Below are 21,794 nucleotides of genomic sequence, written 5' to 3' on the forward strand. Positions count from 1 at the left end.
TTAGGCAAAGAACAATTCGACCGCTTAGTGCTGCTGCCTTATGTGGCATAGCCTTTATCCAAGATACACTCATCGCGATTGACACTCCAAAAGGGCATCTACTGCAAATTGATCCGATCTCCGACAATACCAAAATTCTTAATTCTCACCAAGTTAGGGAATTTCGGGATGTAACAGGTCTTGCCGTGTGGGAAGATACCCTGTGGGTAACGCGGGATAACAGTGTTTATTTGTGTAACCTAAATTCTTTAGGTTTAGAGCATTTTGTTACATTACCCTATCCTGCTGATGGCGTTGCGGTTTGGCAATCAACCGTTTATGTCACCTGCCAAAAGTTAGGCTGTATTGTGATTTTTGACCGAGAAACGCGAAAAGAGATTACCAGATTTTATGCTCCTGGTGTGGGAGTGGAAAATTTGGTAGTTAGTGAAGAAACTCTTTGGGTTAGCGACACGATAGAGCAAACAGTTTACTGCATCGACAGAGCTACCGGAGAAGTTCAATTTAGCGTGTTAACGCCGTTTGCATGTCCTACAGGCATCGCTTTACATAAAAATGGCGAAACAGGCGAAGAAACGCTTTTGGTGGCTTATGCCTCAGAGGAACCGTATATTCGGGATAATCCCAATGCTGACCCGAATTATGAATTGACCTATCGCGATCGCACTTTTATTCACCCGTTACATTATCATTACGATCCAGATAAGCGTTGTGCCCTCTCTAACGGTTATCTGATAGAAATGTCTTATGCTGAAGAAATTTCTCCCTTAGAAGAGGTGTATTTACAAGATGTAGAATGGCGAATTGCCCTACCCTCACAAACTGACCGTCAAAAGCTAAAACACATTGAACCGATTGGTTTGCCTTTCATAGAAGAAGAAATCGACGGACAACGTGTCGCAGTATTTAAACTTGATACCCTCACCCCAGGTGAACGACATCTGTTTGGCTGGAAAGCACTTTTAGAAGTTCGGGGCATTAAATATCGCATCACACCCAAAGATGTAGAAGATATTCCGGAATTATTACCAGAATATCAAGGTCGTTACTTAGTTGATGATGACGACTTAGCAATGGATACTACCATAGTCCGCCGCGCCGCCCATGATGCAGTTGGTTCAGAAACCAACTTGCTGCGGAAAATGTACAGTATCCGCAATTACGTTTACGACGAATTATCATACGGCATTAAACCATACATTGACACGCCAGATATAGTTTTAGAACGCGGTGTTGGTTCTTGTGGGGAATATGTGGGGGTATTGCTTGCATTATGCCGTTTAAATGATATTCCCTGTCGCACTGTCGGGCGTTATAAATGCCCTGCCTTGGGCGAATATCAGAATGTCCCCCTACAACCTGACTTTAATCACGTTTGGTTAGAATTCTACGTCCCGAATTTGGGCTGGTTGCCAATGGAATCAAACCCTGACGATACCGGCGATCGCGGTCCTTATCCCACACGCTTTTTTATGGGCTTATGTTGGTATCATATCGAAATAGGCAAAGGTATCACCTTTGAAAGCTTGAACAGTAAAGGTGTCCGACTGACAAAAGAAGATGTGGCGATCGGTGATTTGGCGATTAACCATATTCAGTTTACAATTCTGGAAGAATTACCGCCTTTTTAGGGGCTAGGGACGCTCTTAAGCTTGTGATTACAAATTACGACAAGGGTAACACACCGTCAAATAAGAAGGCGATCGCGCTCTTATTTGACGGAATACCGAATCCTGAATACTTTCAATAATTGCTAAGTGCCAACCGCATTTATATTGATAATGGCACGATTTTTGAGTTTGTCTACATTTTTCAAGCCCGATTACAGATTTATCTATTTGATTGCATCTATATGTAAAAAATATGAAATAATTAGAATTGAAAAATACTTGGCTGATTTTTTTGACGTAATTATTGGGATAATAACAAGTCAGGAATGAAAAAAATGCAGCAACAGCGCGGTGTGACAATTTGGTTAACAGGATTAAGCGGTTCGGGTAAAACTACTATCTGTGAAAACGTAGAAAAATATTTGCGAATCGAAGGATACAAAGTTGAAGTTATCGATGGTGATGTAGCACGTCAGAACTTGACGAAAGGGTTAGGTTTCAGCAAAAATGATCGGGATGAGAATATTCGCCGTATTGGCTTTGTTGCTCACCTTCTCACCAGAAATGATGTGATTGTATTGGTTTCGGTTATCTCTCCTTATCGCGCTATTCGAGAAGAAGTGCGACACCTGATAGGAGATTTTATTGAGGTTTATGTTAATGCACCATTGTTAGTGTGCGAACAGAGAGATGTGAAGGGGTTATATCAAAAAGCACGAGATGGAGAAATCAAGAATTTTACTGGTATTGATGCTCCCTACGAATCACCCCTTTTTCCAGAAGTTGAATGTATAACCGATCAAGAGAGCGTTACTGAAAGCGTAACTAAGGTTTTAAACAAGTTGGAAGAATTGGATTATTTTCGCGTTTCGTCACTTCCCGGAAATGAGAAAGCGTGGGGCTAAAGCTTATATGATAGGCTTTGAAAATATTTTCATTGGGTGGTTTATTGACCCCGTGACATCCTAGGAAAAATGTGTTTTAACTGGCTTTAAAGCCGAAAAATCACAGATTGAGTTAAACGGACAAAATCGACAGTGATATCCGGGATTTGCTGGAAAAATTTTACTAAAACCACTATTCATTTGTTGATATCTTTGTAAATCTCGCTGATGTTTTTGAGCAATGCTAGCTAACTCAAATTCTAAAGAGTCTAATTCGCTTTTTGTAATGCTAATTAAATCAGATTTTTTCCGAAACTCTAAATTATAAAATGAAGCAACCGCTTGATATTGGGGATAAAGATAACGAGCAGCTAACAAATAAACTAATGCCTGTCTTTGATCAAAAGCGGATTTACCAGTTTTGAAATCTAAAATATGTAAAGTATCAGAAGAATCAGAAAAAACACAGTCCATCGTCGCATATAAGCGAAAAGAATAATTTTCCTGTTCAATCAAAATAGGTTTGGGAAAACCTTCATCACCACGAGTTAATTGAATGATGCGCTTACCCGAAAGTAATGGTTCTTCATGATATTTATTTAAAATTTGCAAAACCCGCTGCTGAACTTCCTCACTTGAGTGATTTAATTTCAGTAGCTGTGCAACTTTTTCTACACCGTCTGAAGATCTCAATAAGTGTATATTGTGATGAAACTCATAAACCCCTTTTTGGGCAAGTAGCCCAATACGCTGGGGTGCGGTAGCTGTTTTTAACAGTACTTTGACTAGTGGATCGTGTTGACGCGCTTTGATAAACCCCCGTCTCATCTGGCAATGCCAGCGTTCTTGCCCAGAAGCTGGGGCAATTAAAGACCAAAGGTGATAACTGGCAAATGGTTGATCGGGGGTTGACATTGCTCAGAAACAGTGAGAAAAAATACGGTGGGGAGAAGTAATATCGCACAAAACCGCGATTCATAACTTCGGATTTATAGTTGCAGCTACACACGCTTTGCGGCAAGCTTCATACATATAGTATTTACGATGCACGACAGGAAGTGGCAAAAATGAGCGCGAGTAGCAATTCTGGTAAAATCAAGTTTGGTACCGACGGATGGCGAGGAATTATCGCCGATGACTTTACTTTCGCAAATGTGCGGAAAGTCACAAGAGCGATCGCTAGTTACCTGGAAACGGCTTACACTAAAGATCGACCAGTTCTGATAGCCTACGATACTCGATTTTTAGCTGACGAGTTCGCCCAGACAGCAGCCCAAGTATTAGCAGATCTGGGTTGGACGGTAAAAATTACTGACAGGGATTGTCCCACACCAGTAATCGCTTACAATGCCCGTCACTTAAATTCAGCAGGGGCACTGATGTTTACTGCCAGTCATAATCCCGCACCCTATTGTGGGATTAAATACATCCCTGACTATGCAGGTCCTGCCACTCCAGAGATTACTGATACTATTGTGGCAAATATTGAAGGAGCATCGGATGAGTTGCCCAAAAGCAACCCAACTGATAAAATTTCTATCTTCGACCCAAAACCAGAGTATATGAAGTTTATCTACACTTTATTGGATGTAGATAAAATCAAGAGCGCTCAGTTAAAGGTCAAGTACGATGCCTTATATTCCACTTCTCGCGGCTATTTAGATGAAGTTTTGCAACATTGTGGTTGTGAGTTAGAAAGTTTTCACACCTACCGTGATGTTCTTTTTGGTGGCGGAATGCCAGAACCAAAAGGTGAACAACTGGTAGAGTTAGTAGAAGCAGTACGCAGCGGTAAAGCAGATTTAGGTTTGGCAACAGATGGAGATAGCGATCGCTTTGGCATTGTTGATGAACAAGGCAACGTCCTCACACCCAATAACGTTTTACTACTACTAGCACGCCATTTAATTAAGAATAAAGGCAAAAAAGGCGCGATTGTTCGCACAGTTGCCACAACCCACCTTTTGGACAATCTCGCAGCTAAATACGGGGTGGAACTTTATGAAACACCAGTCGGGTTTAAATACATCGGCGAAAAAATGCGCGAAACCACCGTTTTGATTGGTGGAGAAGAATCAGGGGGTTTAAGCATCATCGGACATATCCCCGAAAAAGACGGCGTATTAGCCGATATGCTAGTGGCAGAAGCGATCGCCTACGAAGGCAAACCCCTGAGTCAAATGGTAACTGAAGCGATCGCCGAAGCAAATGGTCCACTGAGCAACAATCGTCTGGATTTGCACCTCGACGATGCCCATAAAGCCGCTGTCATAGACTTTTTTGCCCAAACGCCTCCCGCAGAAGTTGCAGGCATTAAAGTCAAAGAATTAGGGCGCAAAGACGGCATTAAACTTTACTTGGAAGATGGTAGCTGGGTGCTGCTGCGTCCTTCTGGTACAGAACCCCTGATGCGCGTTTATCTAGAAACCAACTCCCCAGAAAAGCTAGCGAAAATCGCTCAAGAAATGGAAAGCATAATTGCTAAACTAGAGCCGTAGGAGTTAATTGTTAGTGGTTAGTAGTTAGTTGATAGTTGATGATTGTTAGTGGTTGTTAAAAAGTACCACTAACCACGAACCACTAACAACTAACCACTAACCACTAACCACCAACCACCAACAAAAAGTGAAAACTCTAGGTAATCTGCTGATATCGTTAGTTGTAGCTATTTGGGTAGTAGCGATCGCGATTATTTCAGTTCAAAATGCCACACCAGTATCTTTAAAATTCTTTACTTTCCAGTCAATTCAAATTCCAATCGGTTTAATCTTGGCTTTCAGTGCTGGTGTGGGGATAATTGGTATCGCACTGTTGCAACCTTTGTGGGATCTTTCTGCTCCACAGCGTAATGCTAGATCCCAAGACGATGCTGAGTTTTTTGTAGAGGAGGACGATTTTTGACGACCCATTTTTATTTTCCAAGCAAATTTTATATGAAGATAAAATAATGTGTTCTCAAATACTTGTTATATTTAAGTAGCTTTGCTATAAGTATATAAAAATACAATTATCTGAGCGGCGAATATGCCAAAAATAAACTTTTTAATTAGCCCAAAAGCAATTCTGGAAACTCTAAGAAACCCACAAATGGTTAGCAGGGGTTTCCAGGTAGTAAAAAATACAATGTTGGGCAAGGAAACACCCATAGATAATAATGACAGATATGTATTGGAAAAAATAATTATTCCGTATTTTGTTGAGAAAGAAGAATTTACGAAAATCCTATTTGTGGGATGTGGTTCTTATACAAAACATTATGAAAAATGGTTTAAAGATAAACAAGAGTATTGGACTATTGATATAAATCCATTAAAAAAAATATACGGAGCCAAAAAGCACATTGTTGATTCTTCGAGTAATTTAAGCTCTTACTTCCCAGATAATTATTTCGATTTAATCATTTGCAATGGTGTATTTGGGCATGGATTGAATGACAAAGAAGAGGTTGAAAAAGCATACGGCGGATGCTATAAATCTTTACGTGATGGTGGTGTTTTAATTATAGGGTGGGATGATTTCCCAGAATCAAAACCCTTTGATCTCGAAACTTGTGAAAGCATAAATCTATTTAAGCCATATGTTTTCCCCCCACAATCAACTTCACAAATATCAACTGCACAAATGTTGAATTTGACAGACCCTGCGGAAAAACACATCTACAATTTTTATATAAAGTAGTAGAGGAATATTTTGGAATTAACTTTGCCAATCACCCAATTGGGTAGCTAAGAAATAGCGGACATGATCGACGAACGATCGCCCATAATTGACTTGTCCGTGTCCCATCCCCGGAACGACATAACAAGCATTATCGGGGAATTTCTGAGCGCAGTCACGGGCATCTCGAATGTTGACAATGCGATCGCACTCACCAACCAGGAAACGAACCCTACGGTTAGGCTTCACCCTTTCAATATAGCTCATAGGGTTGCACGCATAACCATACTCATCAGGGTATTTGAGATTTTTGGCTACTTCCAGAACCTTAACTACAGGTTTAAGATCCGGTAGCACTCGTGAAAGCAATCCCCCTAATGGTGAAGCTGCTAAGTCTGGTAAGACCTGGTAGCCCCAGCTTTTGGCAAAGGACTGGAGGTTACCATGACCAATAGCTCCCAGCAGTCTGTCCCCAAGACCATCAGCAGTAAAGGCATAAGCGACTTGCAAAACTCCCATGCTGACTCCAAACAGCGCTAACCGACTGTCGGTTAAACCGTAGCGATCGCGGCAGAAATCACGGACTCTGGCAATGTCTTGAGCACTACTCTTGAAGATTTGCAATAGCAGCTTCGTGTCGAAGGGGATACCTCGATCAACTAACGGCTTAATCTCATTTTCCACTCCTGCCGTGAAGGTACGCACCAAGCTGCGATCGCCACCAAGAGGGGTATCGAAAAGGGCTACAGCTATGCCCATGTGTGTCAGCGTCGGCACAATGAAGGCATTCCAGCCATAGGGGGCAGACATCCCTTGCAGACCAATTACCAGAGGGGTTTGGTGTCGTGGTCGATTGTATGGTAAAAATACGGCAACCGGAAAGCCGCTGAGTCTTTCATCAATATCAGGGACCCCAGTATAAGTAAATGGCTCATGAAACCAATAGCGATCGCCACTCACACCGTCAAAAGTAATCGCATCAGGTCCGTAGATCGGCATTGGGTAAAGAGCAAAAGTTTAAACTAATTTAGGTTAATTTTCGGATGAGTGTAATGTTTTTCGCGGTCGTCCTCCTCGCTTGCCGTTTTCACGCGCTGCCCTTGCTTTTGCAGTTGAGCTTACGGAACCTCCTCGGCTGCCTAATTCAGCCATCCAAGCCTTAGTACCAAATATTCCCACCATTAAAGCTGGAATGCTCATATCTACATCCAACTGTTCCCAGTGCAGTCCCTCACCAGAAGGAGTGACTTCCACATTATTAAGTTTATCTGGAGATGCACCCCCCAATCCCTGAACCAATTCAGGGGGAAACAAAAAAGTAGCCCCTGAGCGCAATTCAATAACTATGCGATTCAAATTTAAATCGTAATGGGCAGCTTGAGCGCGTGGCTCAGAAGCATCTGCCATATCTGCTGCTGCTCTTGCCTGGGCTATCTCATTATTTAAGGTTTCCTCCGTCAAATCTAGGTTCTTCATGAATTTCTCTCCATTTTTCTAATAGTTCCGTTTGATGTTCGATCACCAGGTTGAGCGCTTTTGTTGCATCTTTATTGCTCATGTTCCAGACTGCGAGGAATGTAGGACGCTCAGTTTCACTTCCGAGGTTAATCTTGGCTTCTCCCTCAGCTTTAAAAACATGAACGTGGGATGGAAGATGATCGTTGGGGTAAATACGAACACTAAAGCCATCTTTATTAAATACAGTTGCCATTAAAAAATACTAATAACTTTTTTTATATATTTCAAGACTAACCCAAGCGTTTGGGTTATGTCAAGCAATAAAAAAACCTTGCCAGTCAAGACAAGGTTCAAGTTGAAATTGCTACAACGTTTGCAGGCTATTTCTACTTAGTCTCCATCCAATTTTCACCGGCACGCACATCTACAATTAACGGCACAGTCAACGATACAGCATTTTCCATCGCTGACTTAATTTGCGGTTCTAATTCTTCCCACTCACTGGGGAGAACTTCAAATACCAATTCATCGTGAACTTGCAATAATAACCGCGATTGATATCTTTGCAAAACTTCATGCATTTTCACCATTGCAATTTTGATAATATCAGCACTGGAACCTTGAATTGGGGCATTAGCAGCAGCACGTAATAATCCCGCATCGAAAGCACCCAAATTACCCAGTTTTTTCAAGTCAATATCTTCTAGTTTGTTGCCTTTGTACTTGCGGATGCTATTGCTGGTAAAATCAACATAGCGACGACGACCGAGAATAGTTTCGACATATCCTTGAGCGATCGCTTGCTTCTTAACTTTCTCCAAATATTCAAAAACTTTGGGATATCGACTGTAAAAACGTTGAATAAACTCGTTAGCCAGGGTTTTATCTACACCAGTTGAACGCGAAAACCTCAAATAACCCATTCCATAAATCACACCAAAATTAATCGTTTTTGCCAATCTTCTTTCATCTGATGTTATATCTTCTTTTTCAAACACCAACCGGGCTGTAACATTATGAATATCTTGATTGTTTTGGTATGCTTCAACCAAAACTGGTTCTTGACTCAAATGAGCCAAAATTCTTAACTCAATTTGTGAGTAATCAGCAGCTACCATTAACCAACCTGATTGTGGCACAAAAGCCTTACGAATCTGGCGACTAAAAGCAGTCCGAATTGGGATATTTTGCAAATTTGGATTAGAAGAAGATAACCTTCCAGTAGATGTCACCGTTTGGTTAAAATCGGTATGTATCCGTTGAGTATCTGCACGCACCAATGTTGGCAGTGCATCCACATAAGTAGACTTTAATTTAGATAAAGTGCGATACTCCATAATCGCATCAACAAAGCCCGTTTCATCTACTTCTTGCAGTCTTTCTAATGTCGCTGCATCAGTAGAATAACCTGTTTGAATTTTCCGAGAATACTTCGTACTTAACCCCAATTTTTCAAATAATATCTCACTTAATTTTTTCGGAGAACCCAAGTTAAACGTTTCTCCAGCTATCTCAATAGCTTGCTCTTCCAACTTGGCTAAATCTGTTTCTAACTGCTGTGAAAGTTCTTTTAAATAATCTGTATTAATGCGGAAACCTGTATATTCCATTTGCGCTAAAACTGGTTCTAGCGGTTGTTCTACTTCTAGTAAAAGCTTATGTAAAGTCGTAATTCTATCTAATTCCTCTCGCAATTTTGGTACTAACCCAAATGTAGAATAAGCATCCATCCCGCAATAATTAGCGACAGCGGGAATGTCAATATCAGCTATAGTTTGATCTTTAGGAACTAATTCTGCGTAACTTTTTGCTGTCAAACCCAAATATTTTTTAGACAAATCACCCAAATTATGCTTACCATCTGGATTCAAAACATAACTTGCCAACATCGAATCAAATACTACTCCAGCCAATTTAATTCCTTGACAGCGGAGAACTAACCGATCAAATTTGGCATTTTGCAACGCTTTAGGATAATCAGCACTTTCTAAAATTGGACGTAGTGCAACGAGGGCAATTTCTTGATTTAGATTATCCCCACTTTTATGATTAAGAGGAATATAAGCTACTTCATCTAGTTGTGTTCCCCAACAGCAGCCAATTCCTACTAACTCAGCATCACGAGGTTCTAAATCGGTGGTTTCTGTGTCCCAAGCAACGGGTGTTTCTATGTTGGTAAATTTTTGTAAAAGCTTCACTAACTCGCTTAGTTTGTCTTCTGTGTCGATAATGCGTGGTTGAATTGGGTGATCTGATTGCTTTTGTGCTGCTGCTGTATCCTCAGCAGTAAAAAACCACAAATCATTATCTTCATCTTCATCTGTGTGAATTTGTTTTGATGTTTCGAGTTTTGGTGCTTCTGCAATTGTCCCACCAAAACGTTGCTGAAGTTCGTTGATTTTGTCGAAAAAAGTCTTTAATTCTAACTTTTCTAAAAGCGGTGCAAGGACGCTGGTATCAAATCCGGTTAATTGACAATCTTCTAAATTAACTTCTATCGGCACATCAACTTTTATATTTGCCAAAAAGTGAGAATGTTCGGCATCTTGTTTACCAACTTCCAGCTTTTTTTGAATTGCTTCTTTAATTTCACCTAAAGAAGCATATATATTATCAAGAGTGCCGTAGGTATTTAGCAGTTGCACTGCTGTTTTGTCTCCAATTCCCTTAACACCAGGAATATTATCTGATTTATCGCCACAAAGAGCTTTATAATCGACAACTTGTGATGGTAAAATGCCTAGCTTTTCTTTAACTTGTTCTGGTTCAAATTCGGTGATACTACTTGTAGAACGCTTCATCGCGTCTGGACTAAAGTAGAGAACGGTGATTTCTTTTTCTGTGTCGATAAGTTGAAATAAATCGCGATCGCCTGTCAGAATTTTCACTCTATACCCAGCGGTAGTTGCTTTTTGTGCTAAAGTACCCAACACATCATCTGCTTCATAACCAGGAGCGGTGAAAATTGGCAAATTGAAGCCATCAAGCAACTCGTGGAGATTTTTTAAATCAGGAACAAAATCTTCTGGTGTTCCTGGACGATCGGCTTTATAAGTATCGTCAGCTTCGTGACGGAAGGTTGGTAAACCCAAATCAAAAGCAACAGCGATCGCTTGTGGGTGTTCGGTTCCCATGACCTCCAGCAAAGACTTGAGAAAGCCAAAACATACACTGGTGGGAATTCCCGCTTTTGTACGCAGTCCCCCATCTCGTCCTTTAGCGAAAGCGAAGTAAGAACGATAAGCGAGGGAGTGTCCATCTACTAAGATGAACACCGGACGTGATATGAGTGCAGAATCGTCAGTCAACTGGTTTGAGGATGTTTGAGACATAGCCCTATTTTAGCCACAGGAAGGCATCCTTCTCATCTGACTGTTCAATCCCACATTCCGCACCACCCACGGTAACAATCGGTTTTTTTCCACGATAATTTGTTTGGCGATCGCCTATTCGTCCCATCTGGGTGTGCTCTCGATTTATACTGAAACTATTAGACATAGGAGTAGAAATTAATTATGCGTTGCCCAAAACCCTTGTAAAGACGTAAGCTAGCTACGTCTCTACATCTTTTCTAGTTCTTGTGTCTATTGATTTTCCCAGTTTGCAAGTAACCCAAGGCGATCGCCATGACTGACCCCACTACTCAACTGGATATTCCCCGTGCCTTTCCCGACCACACCCAACTTCCAGAGTCAGATGGTACTTTTGTGAAAAATTTCCAGGAGCATCCCCAAAGTATTTTACTAACCGACTCTTTGGGATCAGTTTTGCAACGGTTGCACCCCGATGGACAGTATTGCATTGGACAAGATAGCGGGATTTATTGGCGCGAAACCGACCCACCAGAGAAGGGCGCAGAAGCTCCCGATTGGTTTTATGTGGGGGACGTGCCACCGCAGTTAGATGGACGGTATCGCCGCTCCTACGTGCTGTGGCGCGAACTGATCACCCCGACGATTGTGCTAGAATTTGCCTCAGGAGATGGATCACAAGAGCGCGATCAAACCCCCTTCAAAGGAAAATTTTGGGTGTATGAGCGTGTGATGCGCGTTCCCTACTACGGCATTTATGAAATCATCACAGGCAAGTTAGAGGTTTATCACCTTGTGGATGTTACTTATCAGAAACTCACCCCCAATGAACGCGGACACTATCCAATTTTGCCGATGCAGGTTGAGTTAGGACTGTGGCAAGGTAACTACCAAAATCAAGAAATGCTCTGGCTGCGGTGGTGGGATTTGTCGGGAAATCTGCTGCTAATTGGCAACGAGCAGGTGGTTTTGGAACGCCAACGGGCAGAGCAAGAACACCAACGGGCAGAGCAAGAACGCCAACGGGCAGAAGCTGCTGAACGGGAACTGGCTCACCTGCGATCGCTCCTACAACATCAAGATCCTGCCTAAGTACAGCGAGCGCGTAAGAACGAGCGCGTTTTTTAACGCAGAGGAGCAAAGGAGGTAAGCGCAAAGTGACGCAGAGTTTTTGTGATAAATTTTCGTCATGAATTAATGCGATCGCTGTACTAAGCTGCCTTATGGATGGGAAGTTGGATAGTAAATTCTGTCCCCTGTGTCAGGGTAGAATGAACGGCGATCGCCCCACCATGTTTTTCCACCACAATAGACTTTGCGATCGCAAGTCCTAATCCCGTCCCTTTACCGACAGCTTTGGTAGTAAACAAGTGGTCAAAAATCTTTTCTTTGACTGATTCATTCATCCCCTGACCATTATCAGCAATGGTAATTTTCACACTTTGATTTTCTACTGAGGTTGTAATTGTAATGCGGTTGGGTAAGGCTTGAATTTCCGCAAAAGTCCGACCGATATTTGATTCATCTAACGCATCAATGGCATTTGCCAGAATATTCATAAATACCTGATTCAATTGTCCAGGAAAGCACTCAATTTTCGGTAAATTCCCATAATTGGTAATTACTTCAATTGCTGGACGTTGTTCGTTAGCTTTGAGACGATGTTTGAGAATTAAAATCGTACTGTCGATACCTTCGTGGATGTTAAATGGCACTTTGTAGTCTTTATCAGCACGAGAGAAAGTGCGGAGACTGGTGCTAATATTTTGTAACCTATCGCAAGCCATCACCATTGAATCAATGATTTTAGGGAAATCTTCTAAGCTATAATCTAAGTCGATTTCGACCGCATGGGCTTTGATTTCATCTCCCGGATTGGTCAAGCTTTGTTGATATAGTTTCAAGTGTTCGACAATATCAGCAAGAGTGGGTTTAGCTTGTTGGAGACTGGCATAAATAAAGCCCAAAGGATTATTCATTTCATGAGCTACACCAGCAACCAAATTACCCAATGCTGACATTTTCTCACTTTGGACGATTTGTAATTGTGCCTGTTGTAAGTCAAGTAATGCTTGTTGAGCTTGTTGATAAAGTCGAGCATTCTCTAGGGAGATTGCAGTTTGGGAAGAAAGTAGCTTAATCACTCTTAAGCGATCGCTAGTAAATACCCCAGAAGTTAAGCTATTTTCTAGGTAAAGAATCCCTACCAAATGCCCTTGATTAATAATTGGAGTACAAAATACACTTTGAGGTTGTATTCGGTGCATATATTCCTCAATTACCCCAGGAATATCTGTTTTGCAATTATCTATCACAACTGTTTGTTGGGTATTTTTGACGTAATTAATAATTTTTACGGGAATATCTTGACAATTGTCTAGTAATTGTGGGCTGAGGATAGTCTGTATTTCCTCATGATGAATAGAAGTAATTGCTCGTACTTGCCAAGTATTATCTTGGGGAAGAATTAGTACAGATTTTTTCGCACCAGAGTTTTCTAGAATAATACGGGTGAGGCTGGCAATGAGTTGATCTAATTCGATGCTGGTGGAAATAGCTTGAGCAGCTTTGAGGACAGAGATAAAATCTAAGGCATCGGAAATACTGGTGCTGTCGGTAGTGGAAGTGCGAGTGGATGAAAAAGTCTCAGGAAAGCCAATAGTTTCTAAGGGGTTGAGTTTGAGTCGTTGCTGTTGCAGGATAGGTTGTAGTAGATGAGGATAGCGTTTTTCTAAGTCATCAACTTTGGCTTTTGCTCCCCAATGGGCATAACAATAGTAAGCTTCTTGCATATATGTTTGCGCGACTTTTTCTTTGCCACAGTTGAGGTAGAATTTAGCTGTAAGTTCGTTAGCTAGAGCTTCTTCTTGGATATAACCGTTGGCTTTGGCTCCAGAAATGGCGCGATCGTAATATTCAATGGCTTCTAATTTACTTTCTAAAACCCGCCAACGTTCTGCCTCGACTAAATCATATTTGTGTTGAAAATTCATTGGCGCATGATACGCCCAGTTCTGCATCTTGGCTTGATTTGCCTGGACTTTTTCTAAGATTTTTTGACTTTGATCGTCATTACCATAAATAGCCAGTTGTGTCAAGGCATCATAGAAACAAAAAACTGGCACATCGAGCATTCCCGTGACACTGTTTTCATATTTCTCTGCTTCGTTGGCATTCTCTAGCGCTTCTGTATAGCTGCCAAATAAGTAGCAGAGAATTAACTTATAAATGTAGAAAAAATACGTTCCAGTTAGGTTATTTACTGCCATCTGCGATCGCGGCGCAGTATCTTCATTGTAGGCATCTCCCACAAGACGGCAAGGATCATTAGCCTCGCCGAGCAAATTAGCAATGGCTTGTTGCAGAATCGTCAGATAATCTAGCGCCGCAGCTTGATTAAGTTGGGACATGCGATCGCAGACAACGGCGATTTTTGGTAAAAGGGTAGCTAGATCATCCCCAAGGTACAAGGGATGCTGAAATTGTTTAAAACCGGAATAACCTGCAAATTCTAAATCGCCATTTTCTAGCCCTTTCAAGTAGCCTTCTTGCAAAATTGGCAAGGTTTCTCGGACGTGTTTTTTGCCATATTTTGTACAAAAGCCAACAAGACAGTAAACCTTGGACTTTAACTCATTGCCATTCAGTTCATCCACCAACTGCATAGCCAATTCCCCAAATCGATATCCTGCCTCAATATCTTGAAAAACGCCGTTGAGAACTAACCCATAGGCTGCGTAACCGAAGGCTGAATCAGCAGAATTTCCAAACTGGAGGGAAAGGTTGATTTGAGATGCCGCAATCAATGGAAATAAGCCAGGGGCCGCTATAAACGCTGGAGGAGCCATGCTAGACAACATCCTCATGGCGGCTAGCTTTGAGACATCAGTCATCAAAGGGAGGTGAATTAAATCTTCAATATTTATGCTTGCTAACTGAGTACCGGTTGCTCCCATCGCTTGCTGAATATCTGACAGAGTAGGAGATTCGGGAATAATCACGTTCAATTGTTGAAGAACTTGTAAGCCAATCTGTACTGCTGCCAATTGTTGATTGTTCACCATCTTGGCTTGGATTTTTATTTCATAGGCTTTTACTTTGTCCAAAATCGTGGTTGCCTCTTGCAGCACACAATCAGTCAATTCCTCTGTCTGCTCAAACTCACCAATTAAGCAAGCCGCTTCTGCTGCTAGTTCATGGAGAGATAGCATCAGTTGATATTGACTTTGCCAACTCTGGGAAGATAACAGGCTTAACCCGATCGCCCCATACCTCAAAGCAGGTTCGTAGGCGGCGGAAGCTTTCGCTTTGCATCCGGCTTTAAAATTGAGACTAGCTAATTCATCCCGTTCCGGCTGTTGTGTGACTCCATCAATGGCTGCATTTAGCTGGTTGACAATATCAAAAATTTTGGCATCTTGTTGTTCAGCTGGGGTGTGACGCAGAAGTAGTTGCCCGATCGCCCAATGGGTTGCTTGTTTTTCCTCTTGCGGAATCAGGGAATAAGCAGCTTGTTGGACGCGATCGTGTAAAAATCGATAAGTCGGATTGCCTGCTCGATGATAAACCGATACAGTATCCGATTGCGTAAAGAACTTATACATTTCCGTATTCGGAATAATCAGCCCTTCTTGCAATGCTCTCCATAACGCTGTTGCCGCATCTTCTGGAGATTTTTCGGAAACGATCGCCAGGGTATTCAAATCAAACTGCGCCCCAATACAAGCTGCCAGTTTGAGAATATTTTGAGTCATGACAGGCAATTTCTGCAATTGCAGCGCCATAAACTCGACCACATCATCGGTAATCGCTAAAGCTCTAACTTGAGCAATATCACACTGCCACCCCCCTTGTAGCCCCTTGCTAAGGCTACGGTGTATACACAAGTCACTTATTTTGCTCAAAGCGCTCTCAGACCTAACCCCCAGCCCCTTCCCTTCAAGGGAAGGGGAGCCAATGTTCAAAGCCCCTCTTTGCGTCGGAGAGGGGTTTGGGGAGAGGGTCTGAGGGGGGTCAAAAGTAATGTGCTGATCTTCATGCAATGCTTTGAGAAACTGGGTAGCAAAGAAGGGATTACCCTGAGTTTTTTGGTACACCAATTCAGTCAGCGGTTGAGCTAGGGATAATTCGCAATTCAGCGTATCGCTTACCAACTGATTGAGATCCACCAGACTTAACGGTTGCAAGCTGATTGTATTCACAGTTGCCCCCATTTTGACAATCTCATCTACAGTGAGGATGAATGGATGAGCGGGTGACACTTCATTATCCCGATACGCACCCAAGACTAATAAATGTCCTGTATCTTCCATCAACAATTGCAGCAATTTTAGTGAGGCTGAATCTGCCCACTGCAAGTCATCCAAAAATATCACTAAGGGATGTTCTGCGCTGGTAAACACTTGCACAAATTTCTGCATCAACAGATTAAATCGATGTTGAGCAGCACTCCCCGATAATTCTGTGGCTGGGGATTGAGCGTCAATGATCCGTTCTAGCTCTGGAATAACATCAATTAAGACTTGTCCACTATCACCAAGGGCTTCCAGAATTCTGGTTTTCCAGACTTGCAGTTGGGCATCGGATTCTGAAAGCAATTGCCCCATTAAGTCCCGGAAGGCTTGGACAAAGGCACTCAAGGGGATATTGCGCCTAAATTGGTCGTATTTACCTTTGATGAAGTAACCACGTTGACGCACAATTGGCTTGTGGACTTCGTTGACGACGGCAGTTTTACCGATTCCGGAAAAACCCGCCACTAGCATCAGTTCGGTGTTACCAAGACTTACCCGCTCAAAGGCATCAAGTAAGGTTTGAACTTCAGTTTCTCGACCGTAGAGTTTTTCGGGGATGGTAAAGCGATCGCACACATCCCGTTGTGCAATTTCAAAGTCCTCAATCGAACCCGTTTCTTCGAGTTGAATTAAACACTTTTCTAAATCAAATTTAATTCCTAATGCACTTTGATAGCGTTCTTCAGCATTTTTCGCCATTAACTTCATAACAATATCAGAAATCACCTGCGGAATCTCTTCTCTATTCCCTGTTAAGAGTTCCCTGTTCCCTAATGTGGTTGGCATTTTAGCAATATGACAATGTACCAACTCCATTGGATCATTTGACTGAAACGGTAATTCACCAGTCAGCAATTCGTAAAAAGTTACACCCAAAGAATAGAAGTCTGTGCGATAATCAATCCCCCGATTCATCCTTCCCGTTTGTTCTGGAGAAATATAAGCGAGTGTCCCTTCCAACACATTGGGACTCATCAGCGTTTGGGTTTCTCGTGGTAGTAGAGATGCAATACTAAAGTCAATTAATTTAACTTGTTTGGTTTCGGGATTAATTAGAATATTGGCAAGTTTAATATCTTTATGAATAATGCGCGAACGGTAAAGTATATCTAAGGTATTGCACAGTGCGATCGCTATTTCTAAAAACTCTTGTAGAGACGCGATATATCGCGTCTCTACAGAGGTAAAATAATCCTTGAGGGAAATCCCCCCAAAGTCTTCCATCACTAACATATAGCCATTTTGGTAGGGTTCTAAGCTATAAGTTTGGATGATTAGGGCTGAGTTGAGATTTTTGGCAATGGTGTACTGATTGCGAAACTGCACCAGTTCGCTGAAACTGGGATAAGGATTTTTCAGCAGTTTAATCACTACTCTTAAGGAGTCAGTTTCTCGATATCCCCGATAAACAACGGTTCTAGAACCGTTGTACAGTTCTTCGCTCACCTTGTATCCGGGAATACTCACTCTGATGTTAGCCATATTATTTAATCCTTGAGGCTTCCGGATTTAGTATTCCCAGATGCGTGAATAAATTTCAAACCAACACCAAAATATTTACACAGCAATTCTAAGAATGAAAACGAGTTTGCGTCATCTGAAGATTCAAGACGTTTGCTAATCTCTAACTATGACTTCAAAACTTAGGAAATTTATGCATAAAGCATCTGCCACTAACTTAGCATCAGCCGACAATCAAGCTACAGCAGCAACAGATATTAAACTATTGGTTGTAGATATAGATGGTACGATCGCCGGCGAATCTAACAACCTAAGTCAAAAAGTTCTGGCTGCGATCGCTGCGGTCAAAGCAAAGGGAATTCAAGTAGCGATCGCTACTGGTAGAATGTATCGTTCTGCCTTGCGTTTCCACCAACAAATTAATTCTACTCTGCCTTTATTAGCTTATCAGGGAGCTTGGATTCAAGATCCAATTACCCAAAAAATTCATCGTCATTTGGCTGTTTCCAGAGAAATGGCAGAAAAACTACTAGATTATTTTGAACAACCAAAACTGCGATCGCTTTTATCTGTTCACTTCTACATTAACGATGAACTGTATGTCCGGGAATTAACAACAGAAACTGAAATTTATGCCGAACGTTCTGGTATTGTCCCCATAGTTGTGGGTGACTTGCGTTGTTCTTTAAGCAATGAACCGACAAAGATTTTGGCTTTGTGCGATGACATAGATATTATCAAAGATTTGCTGGGGAATTTGCGACGCCAATACACCCCCGCTGAGTTGTATCTTACCACATCTGTTGCCACATTTTTTGAAGCGACTAATCCTTTAGTTAACAAAGGAACTGCTGTACGTTACCTAGCTGAAGAAATGCTAGGACTACAAAGAACTAACGTCATGACTATTGGCGATAACTTCAATGATTTGGAAATGCTGGACTACGCTGGCATTGGTGTAGCGATGGGCAATGCACCAGCAGAAGTTCAAGCGATCGCCACTTGGGTAGCTCCTAGCGTTGAAGAAGATGGAGCTGCCATAGCAATTGAGAAGTTTTTGCTATAAACCTTAGTAAGCAATTCGTTATTATTAATAACTAATAACGAATAACTAACCAAAAAATCAGAAAGGACACCGACGACTGGCCGTGTTTCGTCTCGGTGCCCTTGCTGGTTCGCTCCTCACACACCAGATAATATAGCGTGACATATTCAATGAGTCAATATCTGTTACAAAACTTTGCAATTTTGGTTTCAAACTCATAATTCAACCAGAGCAAAGACCCCTAATTTTTCTTCTAACAAAAACCTTAATACAGACTGAGTAGCTATAACTAATCCTAATCTGGCTTGAGAAAGCTCTGGTGAGGTAATTTTCACCTCACCCCAAATTCTACAGTTGCACCAGAAAACTTCAAAAGCTTGGCTCAAATTGATCGCTGCTTTTTCCCAGTTAACCGAACCTGCTTCATCACAAAGTTCTAAATCATCTACCACTTGTACTAACTGAGAAATTAGCCGATGGGAAGCTGAATGCGAAAAGCGAAGTTTGCGATCGCTATTCAGCCAAGGTATGGGGTTGGGAGAAATCACACTGAACATAGCCGAACTAGTATTTACATTATTGTCACCAAGTTGAATCAATTTCTCTTGTTGAGCTAACCGTATGAGCGAGCAGCAGCGAGCATGAGCGTATTGAAGTGCAAATAAATGTGAAGAATTTTTGATTCGGGTTTCTCCTCCCCCCCTCTCCCTCTCCCCCCCTCTCTTCCTCTCCCCCATTCCCTCAACCAGATGCTGCAACCAACCAGCTAGAATAGGATCGGTTAAGACGAAATGAATGTAACCTGGTGGAACAATTTCGATGATAAATTCGTCGCCACAGTTTGCCGATAAATGAGAGGCGATCGCACAAGCAATGTCAATTCCTTTCCGATTCTGAGATTTTGACAGTTGTAAAGCCACCCCGGATATATATAAAATTCTATTAATATCTCTACTTTTATATAGAGGAATTTTATCATTCTCTCTACTTAGTATGATGTTTGTATTAGTATCAATACTCAATGCTGATAACAAATAACTGTTAATTAACCGTTTAATTGCTGTATTTTTACTTACTTGTAGCAAATTAAGCACAAATGACTACTATTCAACGCTTAAGCCTTAATATTATTCATATTATGTCATCTATCTTGAGACAGAAGTTTAATCTAGATAGAGAAAAATGAGAATTGTGCAAAATTTGATTAATAGTAAGTAAACTTTACTACCATCATAGTACAGTAAGAGTTATAACAAAAGTGTAGAGAGCAAACTGCTTTCTATCTTTAAAGATGGCTGGCGCTGTTAGGCGTTAAGCCTACATCACCAACACAAAGACACTCCTTGCACCTTTTTCTGACGTCTTTGTCTTCAGCCGAACGCTCTTTGTTACCTATGCAATCTCAATCCTCCTTCTCTGAAGCATCACGCCCTTTTTTGACTTGGCAACGAATTATTGATTGGGCTCAAGAACACTATCGCTGCCGCACCTTTAGCAAAGATGAGCGCATTCCAGCTAGACCTGGATTGCTATATTTGGTGCAAAGAGGTGCAATCCGCATGGTAGGCACCGCCCAAGTTAGCGCGACTGCAAGTCAGCTAACGTCTCGACGAATCAACAGAACTCCAGAAGAAGCTTTCTTGGGTTTTGTTGGGGCGGGACAACCATTTGAAATTGTCGCCCAATCACCTTTCACACTCCAGTCCTACGCCCATGTAGACCAAACTGCGGTGCTTTGGATGTATTGGCATGACCTAGACAACTGGCCCCACTTCCGCCGCGAGGTGATGGATGCCTTTAGGTATCAGCACCAGCGCAAGCTGCTGTGGCTAAGTGCCTTAGGACAACGGCGCACAATTGATCGACTCTTAGGATTCCTCACATTATTGATTGAGGAATATGGCGAGCCGTCAATGAGCGAAACCGACCCCGATGTGATTCGCGGCTATTGTCTGCCCTTCCCCCTCACCCATGCCCAAATTGGCAGCGCGATCGGTTCGACTCGTGTCACCGTCACCCGCTTGATGGGTAAGTTGCGTCAGCGCGGCTTAATCCTTACCCAAGGGGATAATCTCATTTGCTTGCCAGCAGAGTCTATTAATAGAGTCAACTAAAGCCAGCAAGAGCGCCTACTACCAATAGCAGGGGAAGAGCGAATTTTGACAAACCCAGCCTGGGTAATCAGTTCCTGTCCCTGCTCGGTTAGCAGTAAGTTGGCGTAAGCAACACCTGCTTGCTGCTCGATTTGACCATTTTGTTTGACTACCACAAACAGATTGCGAGTAATCGGGTAACTTCCTGACTGGAAAGCCTCAATGTTCAGCTTGTTCCGTTTACCAGGACATTCTTTTTGGCTGACAAATGGTTCTTGGTAGGGAGCAATATACTCTTTTTGTGTCCGCCCTAACGGTAAAGGCTTGATTGAACATTGGGGAACTACCTCTGGGGCAGAAGCGTAGTAAATGCCACCAAGACTTAAGCTGACTTTTTCTAGCGCTTGGGTGGTGGTGGAAACAAATTCCACATTGGCACCGAAACCTTGACCACCCAAGATGTCTTGGACAAAAATCTCTACCGTCCCGCCATCATTGATGCGGCGCGAATATGGCTTAATGGGGATATCGGAACCACCTACTTGATTCCAATTGGTGAGCAAGCCTGTATAAATTGACCGTAACTGTTCTACAGTCAATCCTGGAATATTCAAATTGGGATTGACTGCGATCGCCAAACCATCAATTGCAACGGGAATTTGTTTCAAATCGAATCCGCGCTGAAGAGCACGAGCTAACTCTTGATCTTCAACTGGTCGAGAAGACTGGGCAAATGTCAGTTGACCGTCAATTAAAGATTTTATACCACTGCCAGAACCGCGATCGCCACTGCTTGGTTCTAGATAACGCAGCCTAAACTCTGGTCGCACTCCTTGAATCGCTGAATCAACTGCCAGATAGTCTTTAACCCGGTAATTTCCGGCATAAACCCGAAAAACTGTGTATTAGGCGCTATCTAGCCTTATCTCCGGTTAATTCCCGGAGATTGTTTTTAGAAAAATATTTATACTACCGTTAGCA

17 protein-coding genes are annotated in these 21,794 nt (G+C 42.1%); 8 read left to right on the forward strand and 9 right to left on the reverse strand.

The features are described 5' to 3' along the window. Positions 1 to 1,631, forward strand: a 1,631-nt coding sequence (locus tag OGM63_RS18145) for a transglutaminase domain-containing protein (RefSeq protein ID WP_318528492.1), incomplete at its 5' end; no start/stop codon positions are given. A gap of 305 nt (positions 1,632 to 1,936) precedes the next feature. Beyond that, entirely contained in the window at positions 1,937 to 2,515 is a 579-nt protein-coding gene (gene cysC, locus OGM63_RS18150) for an adenylyl-sulfate kinase (protein ID WP_263747041.1), read from the forward strand. Positions 2,516 to 2,575: 60 nt separating this feature from the next. On the opposite strand, the gene OGM63_RS18155 is transcribed toward cysC, so the two are convergent. Then, positions 2,576 to 3,409 carry a PD-(D/E)XK nuclease family protein gene (locus tag OGM63_RS18155; protein ID WP_263747042.1) on the reverse strand — a complete coding sequence of 278 codons (834 nt, stop codon included), beginning with the start codon at positions 3,407 to 3,409 and terminating at the stop codon, positions 2,576 to 2,578. A 152-nt stretch (positions 3,410 to 3,561) separates the two neighbouring features. On the opposite strand from OGM63_RS18155, the gene OGM63_RS18160 reads away from it, so the two are divergent. The 3 genes from OGM63_RS18160 (at position 3,562) to OGM63_RS18170 (ending at position 6,172) form a co-directional block, all read left to right on the forward strand. Beyond that, positions 3,562 to 4,992: a phosphoglucomutase/phosphomannomutase family protein gene (locus OGM63_RS18160; RefSeq protein ID WP_263747043.1), complete on the forward strand. Its 1,431-nt coding sequence runs from the start codon at positions 3,562 to 3,564 to the stop codon at positions 4,990 to 4,992. A 127-nt stretch (positions 4,993 to 5,119) separates the two neighbouring features. Next, positions 5,120 to 5,395, forward strand: coding sequence for a LapA family protein (locus OGM63_RS18165; RefSeq protein ID WP_263747044.1), 276 nt, complete (start codon positions 5,120 to 5,122; stop codon positions 5,393 to 5,395). A 123-nt stretch (positions 5,396 to 5,518) separates the two neighbouring features. Further along, positions 5,519 to 6,172 carry a methyltransferase domain-containing protein gene (locus tag OGM63_RS18170; RefSeq protein ID WP_263747045.1) on the forward strand — a complete coding sequence of 218 codons (654 nt, stop codon included), beginning with the start codon at positions 5,519 to 5,521 and terminating at the stop codon, positions 6,170 to 6,172. Positions 6,173 to 6,190: 18 nt separating this feature from the next. On the opposite strand, the gene OGM63_RS18175 is transcribed toward OGM63_RS18170, so the two are convergent. The 5 genes from OGM63_RS18175 to OGM63_RS18195 form a co-directional block, all read right to left on the reverse strand. Beyond that, on the reverse strand, positions 6,191 to 7,150 hold the full coding sequence (locus OGM63_RS18175) for an alpha/beta fold hydrolase (protein ID WP_263747046.1): 960 nt from the start codon (positions 7,148 to 7,150) through the stop codon (positions 6,191 to 6,193). 33 nt (positions 7,151 to 7,183) lie between these two features. Beyond that, the gene (locus OGM63_RS18180; RefSeq protein ID WP_263747047.1) at positions 7,184 to 7,627 is read right to left on the reverse strand and encodes a DUF2442 domain-containing protein; all 444 of its coding nucleotides are present in this window, start codon (positions 7,625 to 7,627) and stop codon (positions 7,184 to 7,186) included. Beyond that, positions 7,590 to 7,862, reverse strand: coding sequence for a DUF4160 domain-containing protein (locus tag OGM63_RS18185; protein ID WP_263747048.1), 273 nt, complete (start codon positions 7,860 to 7,862; stop codon positions 7,590 to 7,592). Before OGM63_RS18185 ends, OGM63_RS18180 begins: the two co-directional genes overlap by 38 nt. Positions 7,863 to 7,995: 133 nt before the next feature. Beyond that, entirely contained in the window at positions 7,996 to 10,941 is a 2,946-nt protein-coding gene (gene polA, locus OGM63_RS18190; protein ID WP_263747049.1) for a DNA polymerase I, read from the reverse strand. 4 nt (positions 10,942 to 10,945) lie between these two features. Continuing rightward, positions 10,946 to 11,107 carry a hypothetical protein gene (locus OGM63_RS18195; RefSeq protein WP_263747050.1) on the reverse strand — a complete coding sequence of 54 codons (162 nt, stop codon included), beginning with the start codon at positions 11,105 to 11,107 and terminating at the stop codon, positions 10,946 to 10,948. Between the two features lie 128 nt (positions 11,108 to 11,235). On the opposite strand from OGM63_RS18195, the gene OGM63_RS18200 reads away from it, so the two are divergent. After that, a complete protein-coding gene (locus OGM63_RS18200; protein WP_263747051.1) occupies positions 11,236 to 12,012 on the forward strand; it encodes a Uma2 family endonuclease in 777 nt (258 codons plus the stop codon). 119 nt (positions 12,013 to 12,131) lie between these two features. Here OGM63_RS18200 and OGM63_RS18205 read toward each other — a convergent pair whose 3' ends face one another. Beyond that, entirely contained in the window at positions 12,132 to 17,696 is a 5,565-nt protein-coding gene (locus OGM63_RS18205; RefSeq protein WP_263747052.1) for an ATP-binding sensor histidine kinase, read from the reverse strand. Between the two features lie 172 nt (positions 17,697 to 17,868). Here OGM63_RS18205 and OGM63_RS18210 point away from each other — a divergent pair, with 172 nt between their 5' ends. Then, entirely contained in the window at positions 17,869 to 18,741 is an 873-nt protein-coding gene (locus OGM63_RS18210; RefSeq protein ID WP_263747053.1) for a Cof-type HAD-IIB family hydrolase, read from the forward strand. Between the two features lie 194 nt (positions 18,742 to 18,935). Here the strand turns inward: OGM63_RS18210 and OGM63_RS18215 are convergent, their stop codons facing one another. After that, positions 18,936 to 19,814, reverse strand: coding sequence for a DALR anticodon-binding domain-containing protein (locus tag OGM63_RS18215; RefSeq protein WP_263747054.1), 879 nt, complete (start codon positions 19,812 to 19,814; stop codon positions 18,936 to 18,938). 300 nt (positions 19,815 to 20,114) lie between these two features. On the opposite strand from OGM63_RS18215, the gene OGM63_RS18220 reads away from it, so the two are divergent. Further along, positions 20,115 to 20,834, forward strand: a complete 720-nt coding sequence (locus OGM63_RS18220) for a Crp/Fnr family transcriptional regulator (protein WP_263747055.1) — start codon at positions 20,115 to 20,117, stop codon at positions 20,832 to 20,834. On the opposite strand, the gene OGM63_RS18225 is transcribed toward OGM63_RS18220, so the two are convergent. Then, the gene (locus OGM63_RS18225; RefSeq protein WP_263747056.1) at positions 20,831 to 21,643 is read right to left on the reverse strand and encodes a PstS family phosphate ABC transporter substrate-binding protein; all 813 of its coding nucleotides are present in this window, start codon (positions 21,641 to 21,643) and stop codon (positions 20,831 to 20,833) included. The genes OGM63_RS18220 and OGM63_RS18225 overlap by 4 nt on opposite strands. Positions 21,644 to 21,794: the final 151 nt, after the last annotated feature.

It is taken from the genome of Plectonema radiosum NIES-515 (assembly GCF_025753815.1).
GTDB lineage: Bacteria > Cyanobacteriota > Cyanobacteriia > Cyanobacteriales > Nostocaceae > Hassallia > Hassallia radiosum_A.